At 56.2% G+C, this 20,201-nt stretch carries 13 protein-coding genes; 11 read left to right on the top strand and 2 right to left on the bottom strand.

The genetic code is table 11. The features are described 5' to 3' along the window. Positions 1 to 78: 78 nt before the first annotated feature. The 7 genes from FB481_RS11845 to FB481_RS11815 are packed head-to-tail and all read left to right on the top strand — an operon-like array spanning position 79 to position 13,727. Positions 79 to 423: a hypothetical protein gene (locus FB481_RS11845; RefSeq protein ID WP_256662742.1), complete on the top strand. Its 345-nt coding sequence runs from the start codon at positions 79 to 81 to the stop codon at positions 421 to 423. Next, positions 420 to 1,136, top strand: a complete 717-nt coding sequence (locus FB481_RS11840; RefSeq protein WP_147176492.1) for a PP2C family serine/threonine-protein phosphatase — start codon at positions 420 to 422, stop codon at positions 1,134 to 1,136. The genes FB481_RS11845 and FB481_RS11840 overlap by 4 nt, the downstream gene beginning before the upstream one ends. Next, a complete protein-coding gene (locus tag FB481_RS11835) occupies positions 1,123 to 2,457 on the top strand; it encodes a serine/threonine protein kinase (protein ID WP_147176491.1) in 1,335 nt (444 codons plus the stop codon). The genes FB481_RS11840 and FB481_RS11835 overlap by 14 nt, the downstream gene beginning before the upstream one ends. Next, on the top strand, positions 2,454 to 5,897 hold the full coding sequence (locus FB481_RS11830) for a DEAD/DEAH box helicase (protein WP_147176490.1): 3,444 nt from the start codon (positions 2,454 to 2,456) through the stop codon (positions 5,895 to 5,897). The genes FB481_RS11835 and FB481_RS11830 overlap by 4 nt, the downstream gene beginning before the upstream one ends. Next, positions 5,891 to 7,831 carry a hypothetical protein gene (locus FB481_RS11825; protein WP_178109871.1) on the top strand — a complete coding sequence of 647 codons (1,941 nt, stop codon included), beginning with the start codon at positions 5,891 to 5,893 and terminating at the stop codon, positions 7,829 to 7,831. The genes FB481_RS11830 and FB481_RS11825 overlap by 7 nt, the downstream gene beginning before the upstream one ends. Before the next feature lie 3 nt (positions 7,832 to 7,834). After that, positions 7,835 to 10,390, top strand: a complete 2,556-nt coding sequence (locus FB481_RS11820) for a chromosome partitioning protein ParA (RefSeq protein ID WP_147176488.1) — start codon at positions 7,835 to 7,837, stop codon at positions 10,388 to 10,390. Continuing rightward, on the top strand, positions 10,380 to 13,727 hold the full coding sequence (locus FB481_RS11815) for a DNA-binding protein (protein WP_256662741.1): 3,348 nt from the start codon (positions 10,380 to 10,382) through the stop codon (positions 13,725 to 13,727). Before FB481_RS11820 ends, FB481_RS11815 begins: the two co-directional genes overlap by 11 nt. Positions 13,728 to 14,076: 349 nt before the next feature. Here the strand turns inward: FB481_RS11815 and FB481_RS11810 are convergent, their stop codons facing one another. Beyond that, the gene (locus tag FB481_RS11810; protein WP_147176487.1) at positions 14,077 to 14,514 is read right to left on the bottom strand and encodes a hypothetical protein; all 438 of its coding nucleotides are present in this window, start codon (positions 14,512 to 14,514) and stop codon (positions 14,077 to 14,079) included. A gap of 35 nt (positions 14,515 to 14,549) precedes the next feature. Beyond that, the gene (dbpB, locus tag FB481_RS11805) at positions 14,550 to 15,596 is read right to left on the bottom strand and encodes a DGQHR domain-containing protein DpdB (RefSeq protein WP_147176486.1); all 1,047 of its coding nucleotides are present in this window, start codon (positions 15,594 to 15,596) and stop codon (positions 14,550 to 14,552) included. A gap of 168 nt (positions 15,597 to 15,764) precedes the next feature. Here dbpB (FB481_RS11805) and FB481_RS11800 point away from each other — a divergent pair, with 168 nt between their 5' ends. Genes FB481_RS11800 through dbpB (FB481_RS11785) form a run of 4 tightly spaced genes read left to right on the top strand, consistent with a single transcriptional unit; the run spans position 15,765 to position 20,191 of the window. Further along, on the top strand, positions 15,765 to 16,703 hold the full coding sequence (locus FB481_RS11800) for a hypothetical protein (RefSeq protein WP_147176485.1): 939 nt from the start codon (positions 15,765 to 15,767) through the stop codon (positions 16,701 to 16,703). Then, entirely contained in the window at positions 16,700 to 17,827 is a 1,128-nt protein-coding gene (gene dbpB / locus FB481_RS11795) for a DGQHR domain-containing protein DpdB (RefSeq protein ID WP_147176484.1), read from the top strand. Before FB481_RS11800 ends, dbpB (FB481_RS11795) begins: the two co-directional genes overlap by 4 nt. Further along, the gene (gene dpdA / locus FB481_RS11790; RefSeq protein WP_147176483.1) at positions 17,824 to 19,134 is read left to right on the top strand and encodes a tRNA-guanine transglycosylase DpdA; all 1,311 of its coding nucleotides are present in this window, start codon (positions 17,824 to 17,826) and stop codon (positions 19,132 to 19,134) included. Before dbpB (FB481_RS11795) ends, dpdA begins: the two co-directional genes overlap by 4 nt. Next, positions 19,109 to 20,191 carry a DGQHR domain-containing protein DpdB gene (dbpB, locus tag FB481_RS11785; protein ID WP_256662740.1) on the top strand — a complete coding sequence of 361 codons (1,083 nt, stop codon included), beginning with the start codon at positions 19,109 to 19,111 and terminating at the stop codon, positions 20,189 to 20,191. Before dpdA ends, dbpB (FB481_RS11785) begins: the two co-directional genes overlap by 26 nt. Positions 20,192 to 20,201: the final 10 nt, after the last annotated feature.

The raw sequence follows: 20,201 nt of genomic DNA, 5'->3' as shown, positions 1-20,201 counted from the left end.
GGAGGCAAGCCATTCATCACGAGGACGGTGGTCACGACTATAGCCCAGTGGATGCTTCTGGCGGGTAGAAAGGAACAGATGAGGTTGTGTGCCTGGGGGACCGAAGCGGCCTTCAACGACTGGACCATGACCGACGACTACCCGGAACACATGCTGGTGTGCCGCGGCACCTCCAGTGCGACCGCCCTGACCCGTCTGCTGGGTGATTCACCGAGCAGAAAAATACTGCTGCTGACCGACGGTTTCTGGTCCAGCACCGATGCCCGACACCTGAAACAGTGGCGGTCGCGGCTTCCCGATGACTCGGTACGCGTCATCAAGATCGGTGCGGACGCCAATCCGCAGCTCAAGGGTCCGGACGTTTTCCTTGCCGAGGACCTGCTCGCTGCGCTGGACGAGTGGCTGGAAGCGCCCTCGGCATGACGCTGTGGAAGAGCTTCGGTGCCAGCGTTCCAGGCCCCGCGCACATGGCTGCCGGCCTCCCCAACCAGGACGCATGGGCAGCCTTCCACCGGGACGAGGGAGACGGCATCGTGGTTTCCGACGGCCTCGGTTCGAAGCCGTTTTCCAGTTTCGGCAGCAATGCAGCCTGCCAGGCTGTAGCACAGGCTTTCCGCTCCCGCACCGAAGCCGACCCGGCGCCCCTGCTACAACGCATTACGTCGAACTGGCTGTCTCTCGTCGCACCACTCGAACCCCGTGATTGCGCCGCCACGTGCCTGTTCGCCTTCCGGGCGGGAAACGGCGTGATCCACCTGGGAATGCTGGGCGATGGCCTGGTCGCCGCAATCAGGTCGGATGGTTCGGTGATGTCCCTGGCGGACGACAAGTCGCAAGGCTTTTCCAACATCACGGCAGCACTTTCCCAGCGTGTGTCCGAACGGGACTGGCAGGTCGCCTCGCTGCCGGAGCGGGATTGCCTGGCCATCCTGCTCTGCTCCGACGGCGTGGCGGACGACCTGGAGGACATTCCCGGCTTCGTGACCGGCTTGATCGATGCGCACCGTTCGCTGGCCGCGGTCACCGCCAGCCGGCATCTTCAAGCGATGCTCGAAAAATGGCCCACCCCAAAGCACAGCGACGACAAGACCATCGCCTGTCTCTGTCGCGAGGAGATTCACCATGGACAAGACTGAAGGAACACCGCCGCTGTGCGACGAATACGGTAATCACCATACGCTTGCCGATGAGCTCGCCAGGGGTGGTCAAGGCGTCGTGTTCCGCACCAAGGACGCGGACCTGGCCATCAAGCAACCGCTCAATCCCCAAGGTGAGCCGGACACCAGCAGCGACCTGCTTCAACGCTTCAAGAATATCCGCCTGCTGCCCCTGCCGCCGCGCATTCCACTGTCGTTACCGCTGGCCATCCTGCGGGATCAGCCAGGTTACGTGATGCGCCTGCTAAACGACATGACGCCCTTCAGCGTCTTCGATCTCGACGGCAAGACGAAAAAGGTCCTCGAAGAACAGCAACTCATTCTTCCTGAATGGCTGGCGAAGGTCCCTGACAGGGACTTGGCATTGCATCTCGTCCATTACGCTCGCACGGGCTCGACCCGGCGCCGCTTGTTCGCGCTGTCGGAATGCGCCGCCATCCTCGCCCGCCTGCATTGTGCGGGCATCGTCTATGGCGACATCTCCAGCAACAACGCCTTCATCGGTGCGCAATCGAACGATGTCTGGCTCATCGATGCCGACAACCTGCGATTTGAATTGGCCAGCGGAGGTATCTCGGTCTACACGCCGGCTTACGGTGCACCGGAAGTGGTGCGGGGCATCGATACCGCGCGCCCACGCTCGGATTGCTGGGCATTTGCCGTCATGGCCTTCAAGATCCTTGCACTCTGCCATCCGTTCATCGGCAAGGCAGTGCTCGAGCCCGAGGAAGGTAACGGTGGCTGGGACTCCGAGCCAGATGAAGACGGCCAGACCGCCGACCTGGATGAACAGGCGTACGCGGGGTATCTGCCCTTCATCGATGACGCGAAGGATGATTCCAACTCTGGGGTTGGCGGGCTGCCGCGTGCGCTGGTGACTACGCATGGGCTTCGCCGGCTCTTCCAGGAAACATTCGGGGCAGGGCGACTACAGCCGCATCGCCGCCCCACCATGGCGCTCTGGGCGATGGAGCTGAAAAAGGCGTTCGACCGCTCGCTGCACTGCAATGCCTGCACGATGAGCTACCTGTTTGACGAACACAACAACTGCCCTTATTGCGGTGCACCCCGTGCGCCGTTTGCCCGCGCCCAGACATCGCGGGGCGAGATCGTGATTCCCTCCACCACCCGGCATTTCGCCCTGCCGCACCGACTTTTCCATCCGTTTTCATTCGAGCATAACGAGACGCAGGCGTACGAGGTCGACCTTGACTTCGCCGCCAGGACGGCACGTCCTGTCCGAGGCACCCCAGCTTTCCCCGATAGCTTGACCTTCACCTTCGAGGCGGGCGTGCAATGAAGTTCCAGGACATACCAGCCGATATCCTTACCATCCGCGTCCGACCGGTTGGCCACGGCTCGGCAGATTGGCGCGACCAGGCCGTCTATTCGATAGAGAACGATCTCTCGCGCCCCGATGAGTTCGACTTGCGTCTAAAGGACTCAATGATCGCGGTGCAGACCGTCACATCTATCGATAACCGGCGGCTGAACGCCGAACTCGCCATTGGCCGCGCACTGCTCGCGCAACTGGCCAATCGTGCTGCCGACGGCAGCATGGAACTGCAGATCGCCTTTTTTTCCGGCCCGTGCCTGGAGATGGGTGAACTGGAAATCGGCGTGGACGACTATGCCGAACGAGCAATTGCAGACATCGAGCGCCGCAGAAACGGTCCTAAGGGTGAACAACTCTACAAGCTGCTGGAGCGCCATTTCTGCTTTCGACAAGGCGACAGCGACTTCTTTTTCCTGACCGCAGGTCCGGCCATCGACGAGATGCTCAAGCCCGACCCCGTCCAGGAAAAGGAAGCAGCAGACGCTAACAACCTGGTGCCGGATCCGGAATCGCAAGCTAGCCAGGACGCAGCGCCCAGCGCCGTACAGCCCGCTCGAAGCCAGCAACCAAACCGCAGCAACTCGTTCTGCATCAGCGGGAATGGATTGCGCTTCGTAGCGACAGAGACGCCGTTACCCCAGGGCAAATCGATTTTCCTCACCACACGCTTGACCAAAGCCCGCAAGCATCCGGACCGTGCACTACGCCTGGTCAAGGGCAAGCTTCACTTCGCAGACTGGAGCCGGACCGGACATATCCGTCTCCTTGCCAAAGCCCAGATGACAGCCCTGACGCAGGACCACGTCAGTTACTTGAGGAAATGGGATGAGTTCGGCGATCTCGAAGGTGAACTGCTGCTGAACAAGGCGCGCCTGGTGGGGGTATTGCACGTCGCCGGCAGCGTCGAGAACAGGGACGGAACCGTGGCCGTACGCGTGACCCAAGCCTCCGAGGCCGCACTCAAGGCCCTGGAAAAGGGCCAGGTCGGCGAACTCCGGTGGGTAGAGGAGCTTCCGGACTATCTGCTGGATCCTGCCCTGCGCTTCAAGGATTTCGCCAGCGGCATCGAGCACACGGCGGAACGGGAACCCGCGCCCCCCCAGGAAGAAACACAGGTCAGAAATAGGCATTACGGGGTGAGCGAGTTCGACAAGGCGTCGAACACTCTCAAGCTCAAGACTGAAAGGCTGCCGGAAAAGTCGGGCATGCTCATCCTCTCCCTAGCAGGCGAGGTTGCCCAGATCAAGCGCCGCCTGGTGGCGCGCCGGATGATTCTCGAAGGCCGGGCCGCCAATCCCCAGGTCGGCCTGCTGATAGAGGAAAAAGGCGTCATTACCCAGACACGCAGGCCGTCACCTGTCAAGCCGCTGACGGCGTTCGTCCTGAACAAGGTCTTCAAGAACACGCCCACGCCAAAACAGTTGGATGCCATCAGCTGTGCCTTGGAAACCCCAGACATCGCCCTTATCCAGGGACCTCCCGGAACCGGCAAGACTACGGTCATCGCGGCCATTCTCGAGCGTTTGAACGAAATGGCGGACAAGCGTGGCATCGCCATCAAGGGCCAGGTGCTGCTGACAGGGTTTCAGCACGACGCGGTCGAGAACATGATCGAGCGCCTGTCGCTCAACAGCCTTCCCGTTCCGAAATTCGGCAAGCGCTCCAATGCAGCCACGGATGACGCCAGCCTATTCGAGGAGCGGCTCGGTGAGTGGTGTGGGAAGCTCGCCGCCGAATTGCGTGACCGCAACCCGCAGATCGCCGAAATCGAACAGGAAACGGAGATCAGGCACATGTACCTGCAATACCTCCAGACGCCGACACGGGTACTCGGCGCCCGCCTTGCCTCCCGAATCGCAGCGCTCGGCATTGCGGTCCTGGGCGAGGAGCGGGTACGTCAGGCCGAGAGCCTGCAAAAGAAAATGGGCCTGGAAGAAAAGCTCAATGACACCAAACACCAATGGCTCGACGTTGTGCGTCGCCTTCGTTGCCGGCCGGAAAGCTTTGCTGACGACGGTCCCGAACGCGCCACCGACGCGCTGGCCGATCTCGGCGAGGTGCTGGACAGCGAGGACCTTGCGTTGCTCGACGATGCCAGCCTGTGGCGTAACGAAAATGGTCTTCCGCCGTTCCTGCAGCGGTTGGCGACACTGAAGAGGACGCTGCTCACCCGCTTCAGCGCCCCCCCGTTTTTTCGCATCGAGAAAGCCAACGACGAGATCGTCGTCCTGGCAGACGTAGCAATCGAGCAGATCAAACTCAAGGGACACTCGGGCCGGGACAGGAAGTCCGCCGCGCTGGCGGAGTTCCTGTCCCAGCTCGACAACAATCCGCGCGCCATGCTGGAGGCTGTATCCGACTACAGCTTTGCCTTCGCCGCGACGTGTCAGCAAAGTGTCAACCGCAGGATGCAATTCCAGAAAGGCATCAAGGGGGGTGACACCAACCTGAACCAGCAGCGCCTGGAATACGAGTACGTGATCGTCGACGAAGCCGCTCGCGTCTCGCCACGTGACCTAATGGTGCCGATGGCACAGGGCAGGCGCATCATCCTGGTCGGCGACCACCGCCAGCTGCCACATATTATCGATGACGAGGTCGCACGCCAGATGGAAGACGGCGAAAACGGCCCGTCGGAAACCGACTGGCTGAAGAAATCGATGTTCCACTACCTGTTCTCGGAACGCCTGAAAACCCTGGAGGAAGGCGACAACATCACTCGCCGGGTCACGCTGGACAGGCAGTACCGCATGCATGAGCTGCTGGGCGACTTCATCAGCCGCAACTTCTACGAGCGCTTCGACCCCTCCGAGAAGTTCAGCTCAGGAAGGCCAACAGTCAATTTTGCCCACGCCCTTCCCGATACCGGCGGAAAACCCGCCGCGTGGTTGAAGGTATCCGTGGAAAAAGGCAAGCACCGACGCAGTGGGACCAGCTGGATTCGCCCGATCGAGGCCACGGTGATCGCGCAACAACTGCTCGCATGGATGAATTGCGAGGCAGGCAAAGACCTGACTTTCGGGGTGATTTCCTTCTACAAGGCGCAGGCCGAGTACATCAGGCAGCAACTCGGCACGCTCGGCGACGATGACAAGCGACTGCGTATCGGTACGGTTGACTCGTTCCAGGGCATGGAGTTCGACGTGGTCTTCCTGTCGACGGTGAGGACCGTGCCGCAGTCGTGGAAACCCTCTACCGATGATCGCGAAAAACAAGCGCAATCACTGTTCGGTCACCTTTGCCTCTACAACCGTCTGAATGTCTCGATGAGCCGCCAAAAAAAACTGCTGGTGGTGGTCGGCGACCCGAGCCTGCTGGAAGGCGATCTTGCAGCCGAGTTCATTCCCGGGCTCGTTGATTTCCATAAGCTCTGCCGCGAACAAGGAGTCGTGCTGGAATGTTGAAACTTCTAGATTACGGCACCCCTGATCCCTTCGGGGCAATTATCGGCCGACGCCGCAATCTGTCCTGGCCCGTCGATGCCTACCGGATCACCCTGCCCAGACCTGACGAAGACGGCCTGAGCCTCAACCCGTTCGAGCAGGTCATCCTCAGTCTGCTCTCCCTTGGGAGGATGACCTCACATGCACTGGCCGAGGACACGTGCATTCCGCGCGACCTGGTCGAAAGCATTCTGTTGCGCCTTCGGGACAGAGGGTTGATCGACGATCTCAACAGCGTCCTCGAAGCGTCCGATAGCAACACAGCAAGTGAGACCAACAACCCGGCATTTGTGACCGCACTGCTGTTTCGCGAACGGGTCAGCGGGCAGGTCCTGCCCTTCATGCAACTGCTGGAGAACCAGCCATTGTGCAAGCAGGAACAGAAGCAGGCCGCCTACAGGATTCGATCCATCAGTACCGGATCCGCACCGCTCACCCAGCGCGATGTGATCAAGGTGGCGCGAGCAATGCAGCGTAGATCCGCAGTTTTCGGGAAGGGGCAGCAATTGCCCGCACTGCACAAGATCGTGATCATGGAGAAGCCGGAACAGTACTACCTGGACTGCCCTATCGCCATTCAGAGACGCGACGGCGAGTTCCGCATCGCAGACCCATTCGGCAACGGGTTTTCACTGATACTTGAACGGGCATTCGAACAGTTGCTAGAGCAGGACGAACGTACGGCGGACTGGCTGGGCAAGTGGAAGGTAGCGCTGCGTCAGCCACGCTCGCCATCCCCCGATCAGCGTGCAAAAGAACCCTTCGACACTCCTTCCAACCAGTTGCGCTACCCCAAGCTCCTCAGCAACTTGCGGCTGCTGCCGAACGCCGCGTTCCGCTCGATCGCCCAGCTCTATGCCGCAGTGGAGTGGTCGTTGTTCCATGCCTGTGCCAGGCGCCCCTTCGAAAATGATATTCAGCGCTTGAAACTCACCCCGCAGGCGGAGCACGCACAACTGCTTGGCCTCGCGGCCAGCGAGGTTGGACTGCTACCACCTGGAGCCGGTTTCAGGCCTGTTCGGGAGGGCAAGCTACGGGACTTTCAGGAGGGAAAGGCAGAGCTGGAAACGCTGCTCGCCCTGAGCATCCTTCGCGCGCAGGACGATGATTCTCATCCTTTGCGGCATCTGGCCGCGCGCGATCCCGCACTGATCAGCCACCTGCTCGAAATCAAGAAGGCACGCGACGAGAAGGGGCATGGGAAAGGCAGTGCCGACGCCCCGGAATCGGAGTTGCTGGCAGAACCGCTGGTGCGCGAGATCATCGAGACCATGGTGCCGGAGGTGGCCTTTTCCCGCGAGCCGACCGCCAGCAGCAACCCTGACGCCTATGCGGACGTGTTGCTGGATGCCCGTGCTGGCATCCAGGACGAGTTTGGCTTCGGCGCATTCAATCGCCTCGGGACGAACGTGAAGGAGCGGCTCGTCCATGCGGAACGGGTCTTTCTCTCTTGGCAGGAGGGAGACGATGCCCTGGCGTTCGCCCGCGACCTCTATGCGGCTGTGCAGTCCGTCCTCGAGCTGTCACTGAACCATTGGCTGCCACCGGACATGGCAGATGCGCTGCTGATCGAGGTAGCGCAAGACAAGGCCAACGCGGCCGGCCTGTGCCATCGACTGCCGTCAAGCCTGCACACCGTGAGGGCTTCGGTTGTACGCCAGACGCTGCAAGGCAGCGGCCAGTCGCTCGGGGCCTGCATGATCGCCTTCCTGCTGATGGCCGACGAGCAGACCCTAAAGTCGATCGCGGCGACCCAACCGACCTTTGTCGACGATGTAGCCGCGCTCATCGCCAGACGCGGGCACGGTAATGAACCACTGCCACTGGCAAGCACGGATGTCGCGAAGCTGCGCGAGGCATCGTACAAAATCATCAAAACATTGATCGAGGTATAGGAAATGGAGCACTCCGAGAGCAGGGAAGACGTCGCGAAGCAGGATGCCGCCGCGCACTTGCTGCGTGACGCCGAAATCGCGCTCCGCGAAGCAGCTATTGCCAAGGGCCAGCAAATCCTGGAGGAAAAAGAGCAGCAGCTGGCTTCCCAGCAAGAGGCCCTCGCCAGAAAAGCCGCCGAACTCAGCAAGCGGGTAGAACAGCTCAAGGTCGTCGAACAGCAACGCGCAGCGAGCCATGACGAAGAGCGCGTAGCTTTGAATACGGAATTGCGCCAGAAGCGCGCCGAAGGCGAGCGCCGGATATCGGAAATCCGCGAGCAGCAGCTATCGGCGCTGGAAGAGGAACTTGCCAATCTCCGGGGCAAACGCTTGTCGGAAGTGTCGGCCGCCGGCGACGCCGAGCGCGAGCGCATCCGAGAAGAGCTCAGCAGGCAGCGTGAGGCCTGGACCAGGCAACAGGACGAGGCCCGCGCGCGACTGGATGCAGAAGTGTCCGAACTGGCAAGGCAGAAGGGTGCATTGACCGCCCTGCAGGGCGAAGTGCACGGGCGAGCGATGGAGCTGGAAGCCGCCGAGCGCAACCTGGAACGCAAGGAACAGCGGCTCGAGGAGCACGCCAGGCGGCGTAGTGAAAAATTCGCGGACGAACTCGAGAGCAATCTGGAGGAAGAGCGCCGGTCGCTGGAAATGCAGAAGCAGTCCTGCATCGAGGACAACCGGCGCCTACGTGAAACCGTTGCCAAACAGGCCGACCTGCTGGGCGTTTTCGAGCTCCTGAAACGCCAGCTTGGGGACACGGACCCGTCCGAGATCCTGCGAAACCTGAACAGCCAGACCGATGAACTGAAGCGCCTGCGCGAAGAGCTCGCCAACCGGCCCACCGAGGAGATGCGCGACAGAGCCCGCGCGCTTGAAAGCGAAACCAAGGCCCACAAGGCCCGGGCGGATGAGCTTGAGCGACAGGTCGCGATCAGGGAAGCGGAGTATGAACAGGTCGGTCAGCTACGCCGGAAGAACTCCGAGCTCACTGCGGAAAACCAGTCATTGATGCAAAAGGCTTCGATCTTCGAAGGCGCGGCAAACGAAGCGCAAGTCGAGCTCGACCGGCTGCGGGCCGCCTATGAACGCCCTGCCGAGGTCGAGGCGCGGCACAAGGAAATCGAACGGCCACATTTTGCCGTGGACCGAGCCAGGCTGCCGGTGAAGGCGCAGATCGACGAGCTGACCTGGCTCAGAGGTATCGGCAATGCGTGCAGCCACTACGGCCTGAGTTTCAACCCACGAATCCTCAACGCCTTCCACACGGCCCTGAAGACCGCAGAGTGGTCGCCCCTGACCGTGCTCTCGGGCGTCTCCGGTACCGGCAAGTCCGAACTGCCGCGCCTGTACGCCCACTTCGGCGGCATTTTCTTCGAGCCGCTGTCGGTGCAGCCAAACTGGGACTCGCAGGAGTCCATGCTCGGCTTCTTCAACTCAATCGACAACAAATTCGACGCCCAACCGGTGCTGAGCTTCCTCGCACAGAGCCAGAAGCCCTGGAGCGAGGACTACCCCGGCCTGTCCGAGGCCATGTGCCTGGTCCTGCTCGACGAGATGAACCTTGCCCACCCGGAGCTGTACTTTGCCGAATTCCTAAGCAAGCTCGAACTGCGCCGTGGCAGGAAGGGCAGCGACGTGCCCTGGCTGCCGGTGAAGGTCGGCGCAGGCATGCCAGCCTACAAACTACCACTGGGCCGGAATGTGTTGTGGACTGGAACGATGAACCAGGATGAAACCACCAAGTCTCTTTCCGACAAGGTGCTGGACCGCTCCATCATCGTCAATTTCCCGCGGCCGACCGAATTGAAACGCCGCCTGAAATTGCTGCCGCTCGATGAGTGCAATCGCGGCCCGGCGCTGCACAAATCCGTCTGGCAAAGCTGGCTGGCAGAGGGCAGCAGCTTCTCGGAAGAAGAAGTAAAGCCGTACATGGCCTTCATCGAGGCGTTGAATGGAGCACTATCCGTATCTGGTCGGGCACTTGGCCATCGGGTATGGCAATCCATCGAGTACTACATGGCCAACTACCCGGAGGTCCGGGCGGCCAAGAATGACAAGTCCCCATCCCGACTTGCCGACGCGATGCATACTGCATTCGAAGACCAGTTGGTACAGAAGGTCATGCCCAAGCTGCGTGGCATCGACACTCGCGGCAAGAGCAAGACGGAGTGCCTCGACAAGATCCGCAACCAACTGGTCAATGGCATCGGTGGCCGTCCCTTCAACCTCACCGAGGACTTCGATATAGCCTGCGAGCTGGGCTACGGCCAGTTCATCTGGCAATCGGCGAACTATCTCAGCGCATCTGATTCGCCAACGGTGCTGGAAAACGACGCTCACCCCGCCATTCCGACCTCAAACACCCTGGAAGAACCGCCGTCCCTGTTCAACACAGGCTTGACGGATCCGGACGAGCGCCGCAGGGTCTGGAACCTGAAGCCCCCGGAGAAACGAAACGAATTGCGCAGGACGCTGGAGGAAAACGCCAGGAAAGGGAGAATCACCGGCCATGACCAGTGAACGCCTGTCGAGCTTTGACTCCGTACGCCGCAACGTGGCGCAAGACAGCGCCGCCATCAGCGAGGTTCTCGCGCAGTCGGACTGGTTCTGCCATGCCGTCGACTTCGACCCCAGGAGCGGGCAGGCGCTGCCGCAATCACTGTCAGTATTTCTGGCCAGGATCGCCGGATACTCACCGCCCGAGGCAGAATCCCCGTGCCGCGACCGCCTCTGGCGCATTACCGAACATTGCCGCGTGGCGGTAGATCGGCTTGTCCGCGGCCTCAACGAGGCACCTCGCCGGGAGCAAGCGTTACTGCCCGCCCATGCGGTGCGCGAACTCGATGCCACTAGTTTTATCAAGCTGAGCAATCGCCCCGGACGCAACCTGCGAGAAAAGCTCGCAGGCAACCCCTATCTGCAAGGTGTTCGGCGGTTCCAGTCCGTCGACCTGCCGGAGAACCGCCTGTTCAAGGCATGCATGGTGCGTCTCGCGCAACACTTGGAGCTGTGCGGCGAGCGCCATGATCGACAGGACGACCTGCTGTTGACGATCCTCTCCTGGCTGCGCTCCGGAGAAGCGCGGGACATCGGGAACTGGGAGAACCTGCCGCCCAACAACAGGCTTTTGTCACATCGCGATTACCGACGGGTATGGGACGCCTGGCGTTGGCTGCAGACCCTGGAGGATGACACCGCTCGCGACCTGTCCGAGGTCCACGCGCGTCGCCAGACCCGGCATCGCTGGATCACCTACAGCCGGATATGGAGCGAGGGCCGTCACTGCCTGGCGGACATGCCGGTTTTCTTCGACTTCGATACCTTCGGGATCCGCCCCTGGTTCAACAGCGTCGCGATGCAGTCGGTACCGGAAAAGATCAAGCGCGACGCCAGGATCGAAATCCATGAACCGGTTTGCGTCGATCTGGCGACCTCCCCCCCTCGCTATGCCGCAGGGAAAACGGCCAGGCACCTGCCAGGTTCTTTTGCATGGCAACAATGGCAAGGCGAAGATACCGAGGTAGCACTCGACCTGTTTACCTCAGACGCGATCTATCGGCATCCACAGGTGACGACCCTGTTCCCGTCGGATCTCTTCTTCTCCCAGGCCGCGTCCGAGCACCTGGAGCGTGCTGCACGCGCCTTCACCGGCAGGCTGCATGAGTTGTTTAGGCACGACATGCTGATCTGGCTTGTGCCCGATGTCCTCAATGATTTCGAAATTGATGTCGCCCGCCGTAATCTCAATGCTCGCTTCCGGAACGCGGTGCCCCTGCCCCGCAGTATTGCTGCCGCTATTCAACGCGTGGACTACTCGAAAGTAAGCGCTGGCTTTCCGATAATAGTGATCGACAACGTCGGCGGCACGACCTGCGTCACGAGACTGGTCGCCAGACTCGATCCGACGCTTAAGGACAAGCTCCCCGAAACGAGAGGTTTTTACTGGGAGCGGCATCCTCCGGTAATCCTTTCGGCCTCGCCTGGGCAGGAGTCGGAACCCGGCTGTGCCATCGCCTCAATCGACGACCAGGAGCAATGGCACCCACCGGCCAGCCAGGCAAGGCCAGACGCCCTCGATACTTCGCTGCTGAAACAGGATCCACGCATCGGCGGCTTCGCATTCACCATAACCGTGACGGACAGCCCGGTATCCGGAGGCCTTCATTTCCATGCGCTGCAACAGCGTGCAGGAGAGATTCCGCTTTGGCGCGACCAGATACCTGAATTGTCGATCAAGGCACTCAAGGAAGGACGTCAGCAGCGCTTCCAGCTTGTATCCCGCGGCACAACGGTCACTCCGACCCGTGGCAGACCGGTCAGGATCGAGGTTAAGGAAGACTTCACCCTCCCGGCGAAGAGGCCGTTCTACCAGTTCCCGCTCTTCCTTGGCGACAGCAACGAAGACCTCGGCTACTCGGCCCGCCTGGATTCGTACGCGTTTCCATTGGAGGAAAGTGTCGACTGTGTACTCCACCTAACCTTCGAATACGGGGCCGACGATCCCTATCAACTGACGTTCATCCCACGCAATGGCGCCTTCGCGCACGTGCGAGCTACCTGGCAGCGTACCAAGATCACCGACGCCCCGGCTCCAGAGTATCCTGCTCCGATGGCCTGGGCCGATCTGCGCCATGTGCCCAAAACTGGCAGCAGTGAAACCAACGACCTGCTCGACTGGATAACCCGCGCGATCGCGCGGTTAGACCAGGATATCAACATCCGCCCCAGAGCCAGGACAAAGGGCGTAATCAGCATGGAATGGCGCCCTGACAAGAACGGAGGCTATTTCACTTTCGCCACCACCACCACCACCACCACCACCACTCAAGAAAGAGTGTTTGTTCATCAAAAAAATCTCCTGAACGGATATGAATACACGGACTTCAGCGTCGGCGACAACATTTCATTCGAACGCGACGAACAGGACGGTAAGTACTCTTGCCGAAGAGTCGCAGGCAAACATCACGAGGAAATGGAACCACTGGAGCGGTTCGACGAAACGACCAGCAGGAACCTCATTACCCAAATCCGCAAAACCCTGTACTACCCCATCATCCAGACATGGCGCGACGGTCGCTCCATCGACGATATAGACTGCCCCTGCGTGTTTACCGAAGCAGTTCGCATCCATATTGACTATCTGGTATCGCTGCTGGAGGAGAACTACCTTCCGGCATCGGTAAAAAACGCAATTCTCGTGTTGATGTGTTGCATGCACAAAGACGTCCCACGTGCCTTCATCCAGCGCCTAGCCGGAGAACTCGAGAAGGGCAGCATTCGCAATCCGCAAGCTATTGGCTTCGCACTGGGACGCCTGGATGAACCCTGGCAGCGATCCCTTTTCTCGGGCCTCATGGGGGACATCACGGAAAGCGTCCTCCGTACCTTTGCCTGCGCGATATGGAGAGACCGGCACTTCGTTGAACAGTTCGATTCTGCGCAAATGACAATGGTTCTGACGTCCCTCAACTTGGTGTTGAGTCAAATCAGTCCATGCCCTGGGAGGAAAAGTGCTAATGACGACAGAGCTGCTGTCAACTGGATGCGCGAGACCACCGAACTGCTTGAACTCCTACTGGGTGTGCTTCGCACGCGTGAAGCCGCGGATGCGCAACTGAGGATGCTGCTCCAGCCTCATCAAAAGATAACCAGGGCCTTGGCCCGTAGCGTCGAACGAGTGAGTGAACTCGTTGCAAAATCAACTGCCACTTTGTCTTGCAGGGTGCAGATCAATATCGAAAAGCCCGACGGTGACCATACACCGGACCTACTTTTTGCCCTGCGCCTGTATCTGACCGGTGACGATGGCGCGAACGCAATCCACATCAGTCGAATTTCTGATAGTCAGGACGAGTGATCTGCGGATGCCTTAGCTCAGTGCATGTCCGGTATCCAAATGGTCTTCGATGGCCGGGCCAGAATCCCTCCTCGAGCAACGGTAGCGAACACGAAAAACGGAGGGCACTGCGATTGAGCGCGCCCAAATTTTCGGCTCAGTTGGCTAGCGGGCAGGCAGGCAGGCAGGCAGGCAGGCAGGCAGGCAGGCAGGCAGAAATAAACAACCATATCCAAGCCATAAGAAAACTGAAGAGTCATTAAAATCTAGAGCGCTCCCCACATACGCCAAACATGCGACTGCCATCTTAAAAACACAGCAAGGCTGATAGATATTATTAATTCACGAACCTACTTTGCTGATCACCGAACTAGCAAGGCAACGCCTCCCACTCAGCCACATCATGGCGAAGTGTATTAAACAGAAAGTTTACAATTTCGGCCCTGCCCTCACCTAGAGACACTGTAAACGTTGCCACGGACAAAATCATCGAGTTTGCGACTTTCAGGCTATCAATCACGCGAGCAACCTTAGAAACTCTATCAAATACCGACAGCAGTTCCTCCTGAGAAAAATCCAAAGAGTTTACAACGTGATTGCTTGAGTCGTTCATCAGAATATAAGCACGGGTGCGTAACCCGTACACCTCCATCAAAACACCATACCCACTGCCCGCAAACGCCTTGTCCGCAATGGAAATATTCTGAAGCTCTGCGTGAAAAACACCAACCAATTCTAGAAGCCGAGAAGAAAACTCTTCAACCAATAACCGATCTGACAAGGCGCGCGAGGCAAGTTGCTGTGACATAACACCACCATCGTAATTACTTGTAAAATTAGACTCTAAAAAGATTTCCTTCTGACGATCCTAGCCAGATAATCAGAAAGAGCATTTATATCACTGTGTAAATTTTGGATAGAATTCCACGACCGAACACCACTCCTAAACTTCCACTCCCCAGAGCCTTCAGTCCAAGCCGTATGTCCCACTAATTTTTGAAGACCAATTTTAAACATCGGAGCGCAGGGCGCCCCCTTCTCGCAAATTGCCTCCATCACGAATCCCATTGATATTATTCCAGCACTATGGACAAGCCTAGAAGTTCTCGGAATATGCCCATACCAGGATGCTCCAAAAACATCTTGCACCGCCTCAAAGAACTCGCTTATCGCAAGAAAGCATCTATCTTCCCCATCCGACAGTTCAATAGTCTCTCGACAGTATCCGTCCGACAGCGAATTCATAACTAGCCTTTGAACAGCGTTATCGCTAATAACGCCCCCGGGATTCGTATGCTGCTTGATCTGCCCTAGCAATGATGAGCGAGAGTCAAAATTAAGTAATTCAACCACTCGTGCCGCTCGCGCACGATCCGTCATTCGCTTTGGGAGACCGTCAACTGCAGGTAGTAACTCGTAAATAAGTGACTTAGGTAAGGGACTCGTATTATTAACAAGAATGAACTGCCTTCTTAGTTCCTCCGTTGTTTCACAAATAAGGGCTGATACCAAAAATTGGAAGTCACGCCCTTGTAGGCCTGAGAGCGCAGATAGCCTCTGCTGGCCATCAACTACATAACCAATTGGGCCCCGCGAAAGGTCAATCTCAATTTCTACGCAAGCACCGCTGCTGCTGGTTAAACGGACTCCACTGGTGAACGCCAGTACGATCGCATTTGGCATCACAGAATCGGGTCTCTGTAGATAATCACGTATCTCTTTGATGTGCCTAGACACCAGCGGACGCTGAAACCCTGTTAGATGTCCATACTCATCTCGCTTCACTCGATCTATGGATGCGATTGCCTTGATTTGATCAGCAGTCGCCGCAAACGAAAGAACTTGATGGCTCAAGCTTTGCTGGGCCCGAATGGCGGTAAAACGGAGCACAAAATATTCCTCATTTCATCAGCGCAAGATCTACCAAGACAGGCCACATCGAAGGGATGCTCAGCCTCGCAGACAGACCAAGAGAGGTTACTCGCGCAGTTATTTGGTGGTAGGATTGCACACCCAGAAATAACTGCAACCCTTCAGACCAGAGATGCAGCAGTTTCCATGAGCACTGTGATCATCACCAACTGCACAAACCGCAAGCGGCTTGGGGGGCATTCCCCGCTGGAGCTCTGCGCCTCACAAGATCTATCGTTAGCAGCGTTGGCAACTGCATGGGCACGGCAGCTCAGCAACCCAAAAGCGATTCTACCAGCGGCATCGCTCTACGCAGGCCGCAGCGTGCAGGATGCAAAATGGGTGGCGAAGAAGCTTAACGCTGAACTGATGTTTGCTTCAGCAGGACTGGGACTGATCGAGAGTGAGCATCCTTGCCCTCCATACAACCTGACTATCGCAGCAGTGCCTGGCTCGATCCGCCCTCGACTAGAAAGAATGGGACTCAGCGCATCAGATTGGTGGGAGGCTATTAATCGGATTTGGCATCGCCCGAGTCCGATTTCCGAACTGGCCCACTGCCCAAAGACCGAGCGGATACTGATTGCCTTATCGGCGAACTACATAGATCTGATCGCCAACGATCTAAAGCAGATCACCATTTCCTTCCAACACAAGATACGTTTATTTACCTCACGTCCAGGCATCGCACGATTGCCTTCGGAATTACGCCCCTTCGCTATGCCCTATGACGAACGCCTCGAGAGTTGTTCGAGCTTTGCCGGAACTCAATCTGACTTCCCACAAAGGGCTATGCGGCACTTCGTAGAACACATCAAAGCCCCGACTGATTGCGCAGACGCCGATTACCGAGCAGTTCTTACGGCAATGGATGCGCTTATCCCTGTAGGCGTAGTAAAGCGACGCAAAGCTTCAGATGAAGAAGTACAAATGCTGATGACTCAGGCATGGGAAGTACATAAAGGAAGTTCTAGTCGTTTACTGCGTTATCTGCGCGATGAGGCCTTAGTTTCCTGCGAGCAATCTCGATTCAGGGGGCTGTGGCTAGAGCTAAAAACCCGCAACATGCTACGGAGCAAAGTATGAGCGGCAAAGATCAGGAAATTGTTGTACGTGCGCTACGCACTATGCAAGGCGACAACAAAGATGTCTACGCACTTTTCATTCGTGGGTCTGACTTGGTACGCATTGCTGATATTAGCCGTATATCGAGAGACGATAGCGATACTCTTAAAGGTTTTCAGCGCCCAGAGATACGCAGTCACGTTAAAGGTATAGTTGACTACCTTAACCAGGGAAACGTACTTTTCCCGAATGCAATTATTTTAGCTCTTTCCCCCGATATAAAATTCATGGCATCTCGAGGCAGCAAACCGACAGGCGACGAAGGAATTGCGCAAGCCGGAACGCTGAGAATCCCTCTTCATACCGAAGGCCTACGCTCAGCATGGATTGTTGATGGCCAACAAAGATCACTTGCACTAGCCAAAGCGAATAACTCGGACTTACCAGTGCCAGTTGTAGGTTTTGTGTCCGACAACCTGACGACACAGCGCGAACAATTTATCCTTGTCAACAAAGCTAAACCGCTACCAACTCGATTGATTAATGAGTTGCTTCCAGAAACCGGAACAATAATATTACCTCGAGAACTAAGTGCCCGAAAGGCTCCTGCCGAGTTGTGTGGATTACTAAATAGAGACCCACGATCCCCCTTCTACCAACTAATAAAATTATCTTCCGACAAAAATACATCTCAGGCGGTAGTCGCTGATACTGCAATTATTAAGATGATTCGCAACAGCATGACTAACTCACTCGGCGCGTTGTACCCTTATAAGTCAAGCAACGAAGAAACCACAAACGTTGAAGCGATGTACCAACTACTAGTTTTGTTCTGGCGCGCAGTGAAACAATGCTTCCCTAAAGACTGGGCGGCCGACCCAAAAGATAGTCGACTCATGCACTCGGCTGGAATCGCGGCAATGGGTTACATAATGGATCGTGTCTACGCCAAGATCAGCGGCCATGAAGAAAACTATGGACTCATATTTAAAGAAATAGAAAAAATTGCGCCTCACTGCGCATGGTCATCGGGCAAATGGCCATATCTCAACGCTTCATGGAACGAAGTACAGAGCACGCCACAAGATATAAAAAATCTGCAAGACACTCTATTACGAATTTACATGAATAACTCGCGACCATGAAGTTTTTATACGCTGACACCCAAGACTATGTCGACCCCGAGTATGATTTTATTAATGATCGAAATGCACCGGGTAGGAAAAGGTACTGGGATGATCAATACGCTCATGAAATGATGACGCCCGCCCCCTATGATGGGTTACTCGTCTCCATGAGCGCGGTGCGCCCAGCGATTGGAGTCTCGAACTCTAAAGTCCGCTACTCAACGGCAGAGCAGCACCGTTTTTTAAGAGAAGGAGCACGAAAATTTTTGCGCCTAGACGAGCAGACATTTAAAAACACCATGGTAATGGGAGACTGTGGCGCATTTGCCTATGTCGACCACCCCACTCCAGCCTATACACCAGGCGATGTAGTCGATTTTTACACTGATGGTGGATTTACTCATGGATGCTCTCCAGACCACATCATTTTTAACTGTGACTCAAGTAATCCACCCGCTGAAAGCCAACCTGAAGACACTATTTATCGCTACAACATAACACTTGAAAATGCTCGCGAATTCCTACGTCTAACAAATGAAGCCGGGCGAACCTTTGAGCCACTCGGCGCGGTTCAAGGCTGGTCCCCCAAAAGCATGGCAGCATCTGCAAAGTCACTCGAAGATATGGGCTATCGCTATCTTGCCATTGGTGGACTGGTTCCTCTTAAGGTCGAGCAAATACACGAAGTCCTGAGAGAGATTAGGAAAGCCATTAAAGCGGAAACAAATATCCATCTACTCGGCTTTGCGAAAGCTGAGAAAATTCATGAATTCACAAATTACGGCATCACTAGTTTCGACTCTACCTCACCGCTAATCCGGGCATTCAAAGATGCGAAAGCTAATTACTACCTTGAGAACAGCACTAACAAACTAGATTATTATACTGCCATTAGAATCCCCCAGGCGATCGAAAACTCAAGATTAATGCAGGGAATAAAGCGCGGAACGCTTAACACTGAAGAACTTCAAAGAAGCGAAGCAATAGCTCTTAAAACATTGCGCAACTACGACAAAGGCTTGGCTGACTACGATACAACAATTAATGCACTTACAGACTACCTACGACTAACTCTTTCAGGCTCCACTATGTCGAGCGCAGAGCTAGATAAAGAGGTAGCAAAATGCATTCGACTGATTACACCCACCCTCATCGACAAGCCTTGGAAGAAGTGTAAGTGCTCTATATGTCAGTCTGCAGGGGTAGAGACAATAATCTTTAGAGCAAGCAATCGCAATAAGCGTCGCGGCTTTCATAATCTAGGTGTGTATCATCGCCATCTCCAACGAACTTTGGAAAATGCAAGAAATGATCTATCGATTTAAAGGCGTCCGAGCAAAACAAGCGCCCAATCACGACGTCTTTACATTCGCAGCGACGCCGAAGGAAATTCTTTCGTTCTCAGAAATCGAGCGGATTGGCCGAAACGAGGAAGGGCATCTACGCGGTTTCCAACGACACCAAGTGGCTTCTCATATTAAAGAGATACGTGATTACCTCGGCCGAGAGGATGCGCTTCTACCTAATGCAGTGATCCTTGCTTTTCTAGATGGAGTTACGACCCGGGATCTGGGCGATGATATCGTTGAGATCGTAATAGACAGCACAGTCCAAAAGCCAGGCTTTGTAGTAGATGGGCAGCAGCGATTGAGTGCGCTGGCCACTATGGAAAAAGGTGACTTTCAGGTCTTTGTGTCTGGACTGGTCTGCAAAGATTACAATGAACTTCGACAGCAATTTGTGTTAATTAATAATTCCCGCCCCCTACCCAAGTCATTGATATATGAACTACTCCCTTCGGTTGAAGGCCTGCCGGAGCGCTTTACAAAACGAAAATTTGCATCTCGCATCATCGACCTATTAAACTCGACGACGGGCTCTTCGCTTTATTGCGAAATAAAACAACACACTAACCCACGCGGCGTCTTAAGCGATACCGCCATGCAAAAGTTTGTAATGAACTCTGCTAGTAATGGTGCCATCCAAACATTCATGCAATACGACGACTTTGAAGGTCGCTCGATCGATCTCATAAATAATTTTTTTCATGCTGTCAGAACGGTATTCCGGCCTGAGTGGGATAACCTCTCCCCTAGACATTCGCGACTAAGGCATGGTGCAGGAATAGTTTCTCTTGGATTCGTAATGGACGAAATCTTCGCTAAACAAGAGACATCCAAAAAAGAAGACTTTATCGAAGGACTGCAGACGCTAAAAGAGCACACTGCCTGGACGAGTGGGCAATGGAAGTTCTCTGAAAGTGACATCCGCCCCTGGAATGGCGTTCAGAACACCCCAAGCGATATCGAACTACTTTCAAATTTCTTAATACAGAAAATCAGAAAAAAATACCGGCAGAAACAGAACGAAATAAAGGTTTAATGGAGGCCGA

Origin of the sequence: Pseudomonas sp. AG1028 (assembly GCF_007993955.1) — a bacterium.
Lineage (GTDB): Bacteria > Pseudomonadota > Gammaproteobacteria > Pseudomonadales > Pseudomonadaceae > Aquipseudomonas > Aquipseudomonas straminea.
The sequence above is the reverse complement of the archived record's forward strand: the minus strand, read 5'-3'. Positions and strand labels throughout refer to the sequence as shown.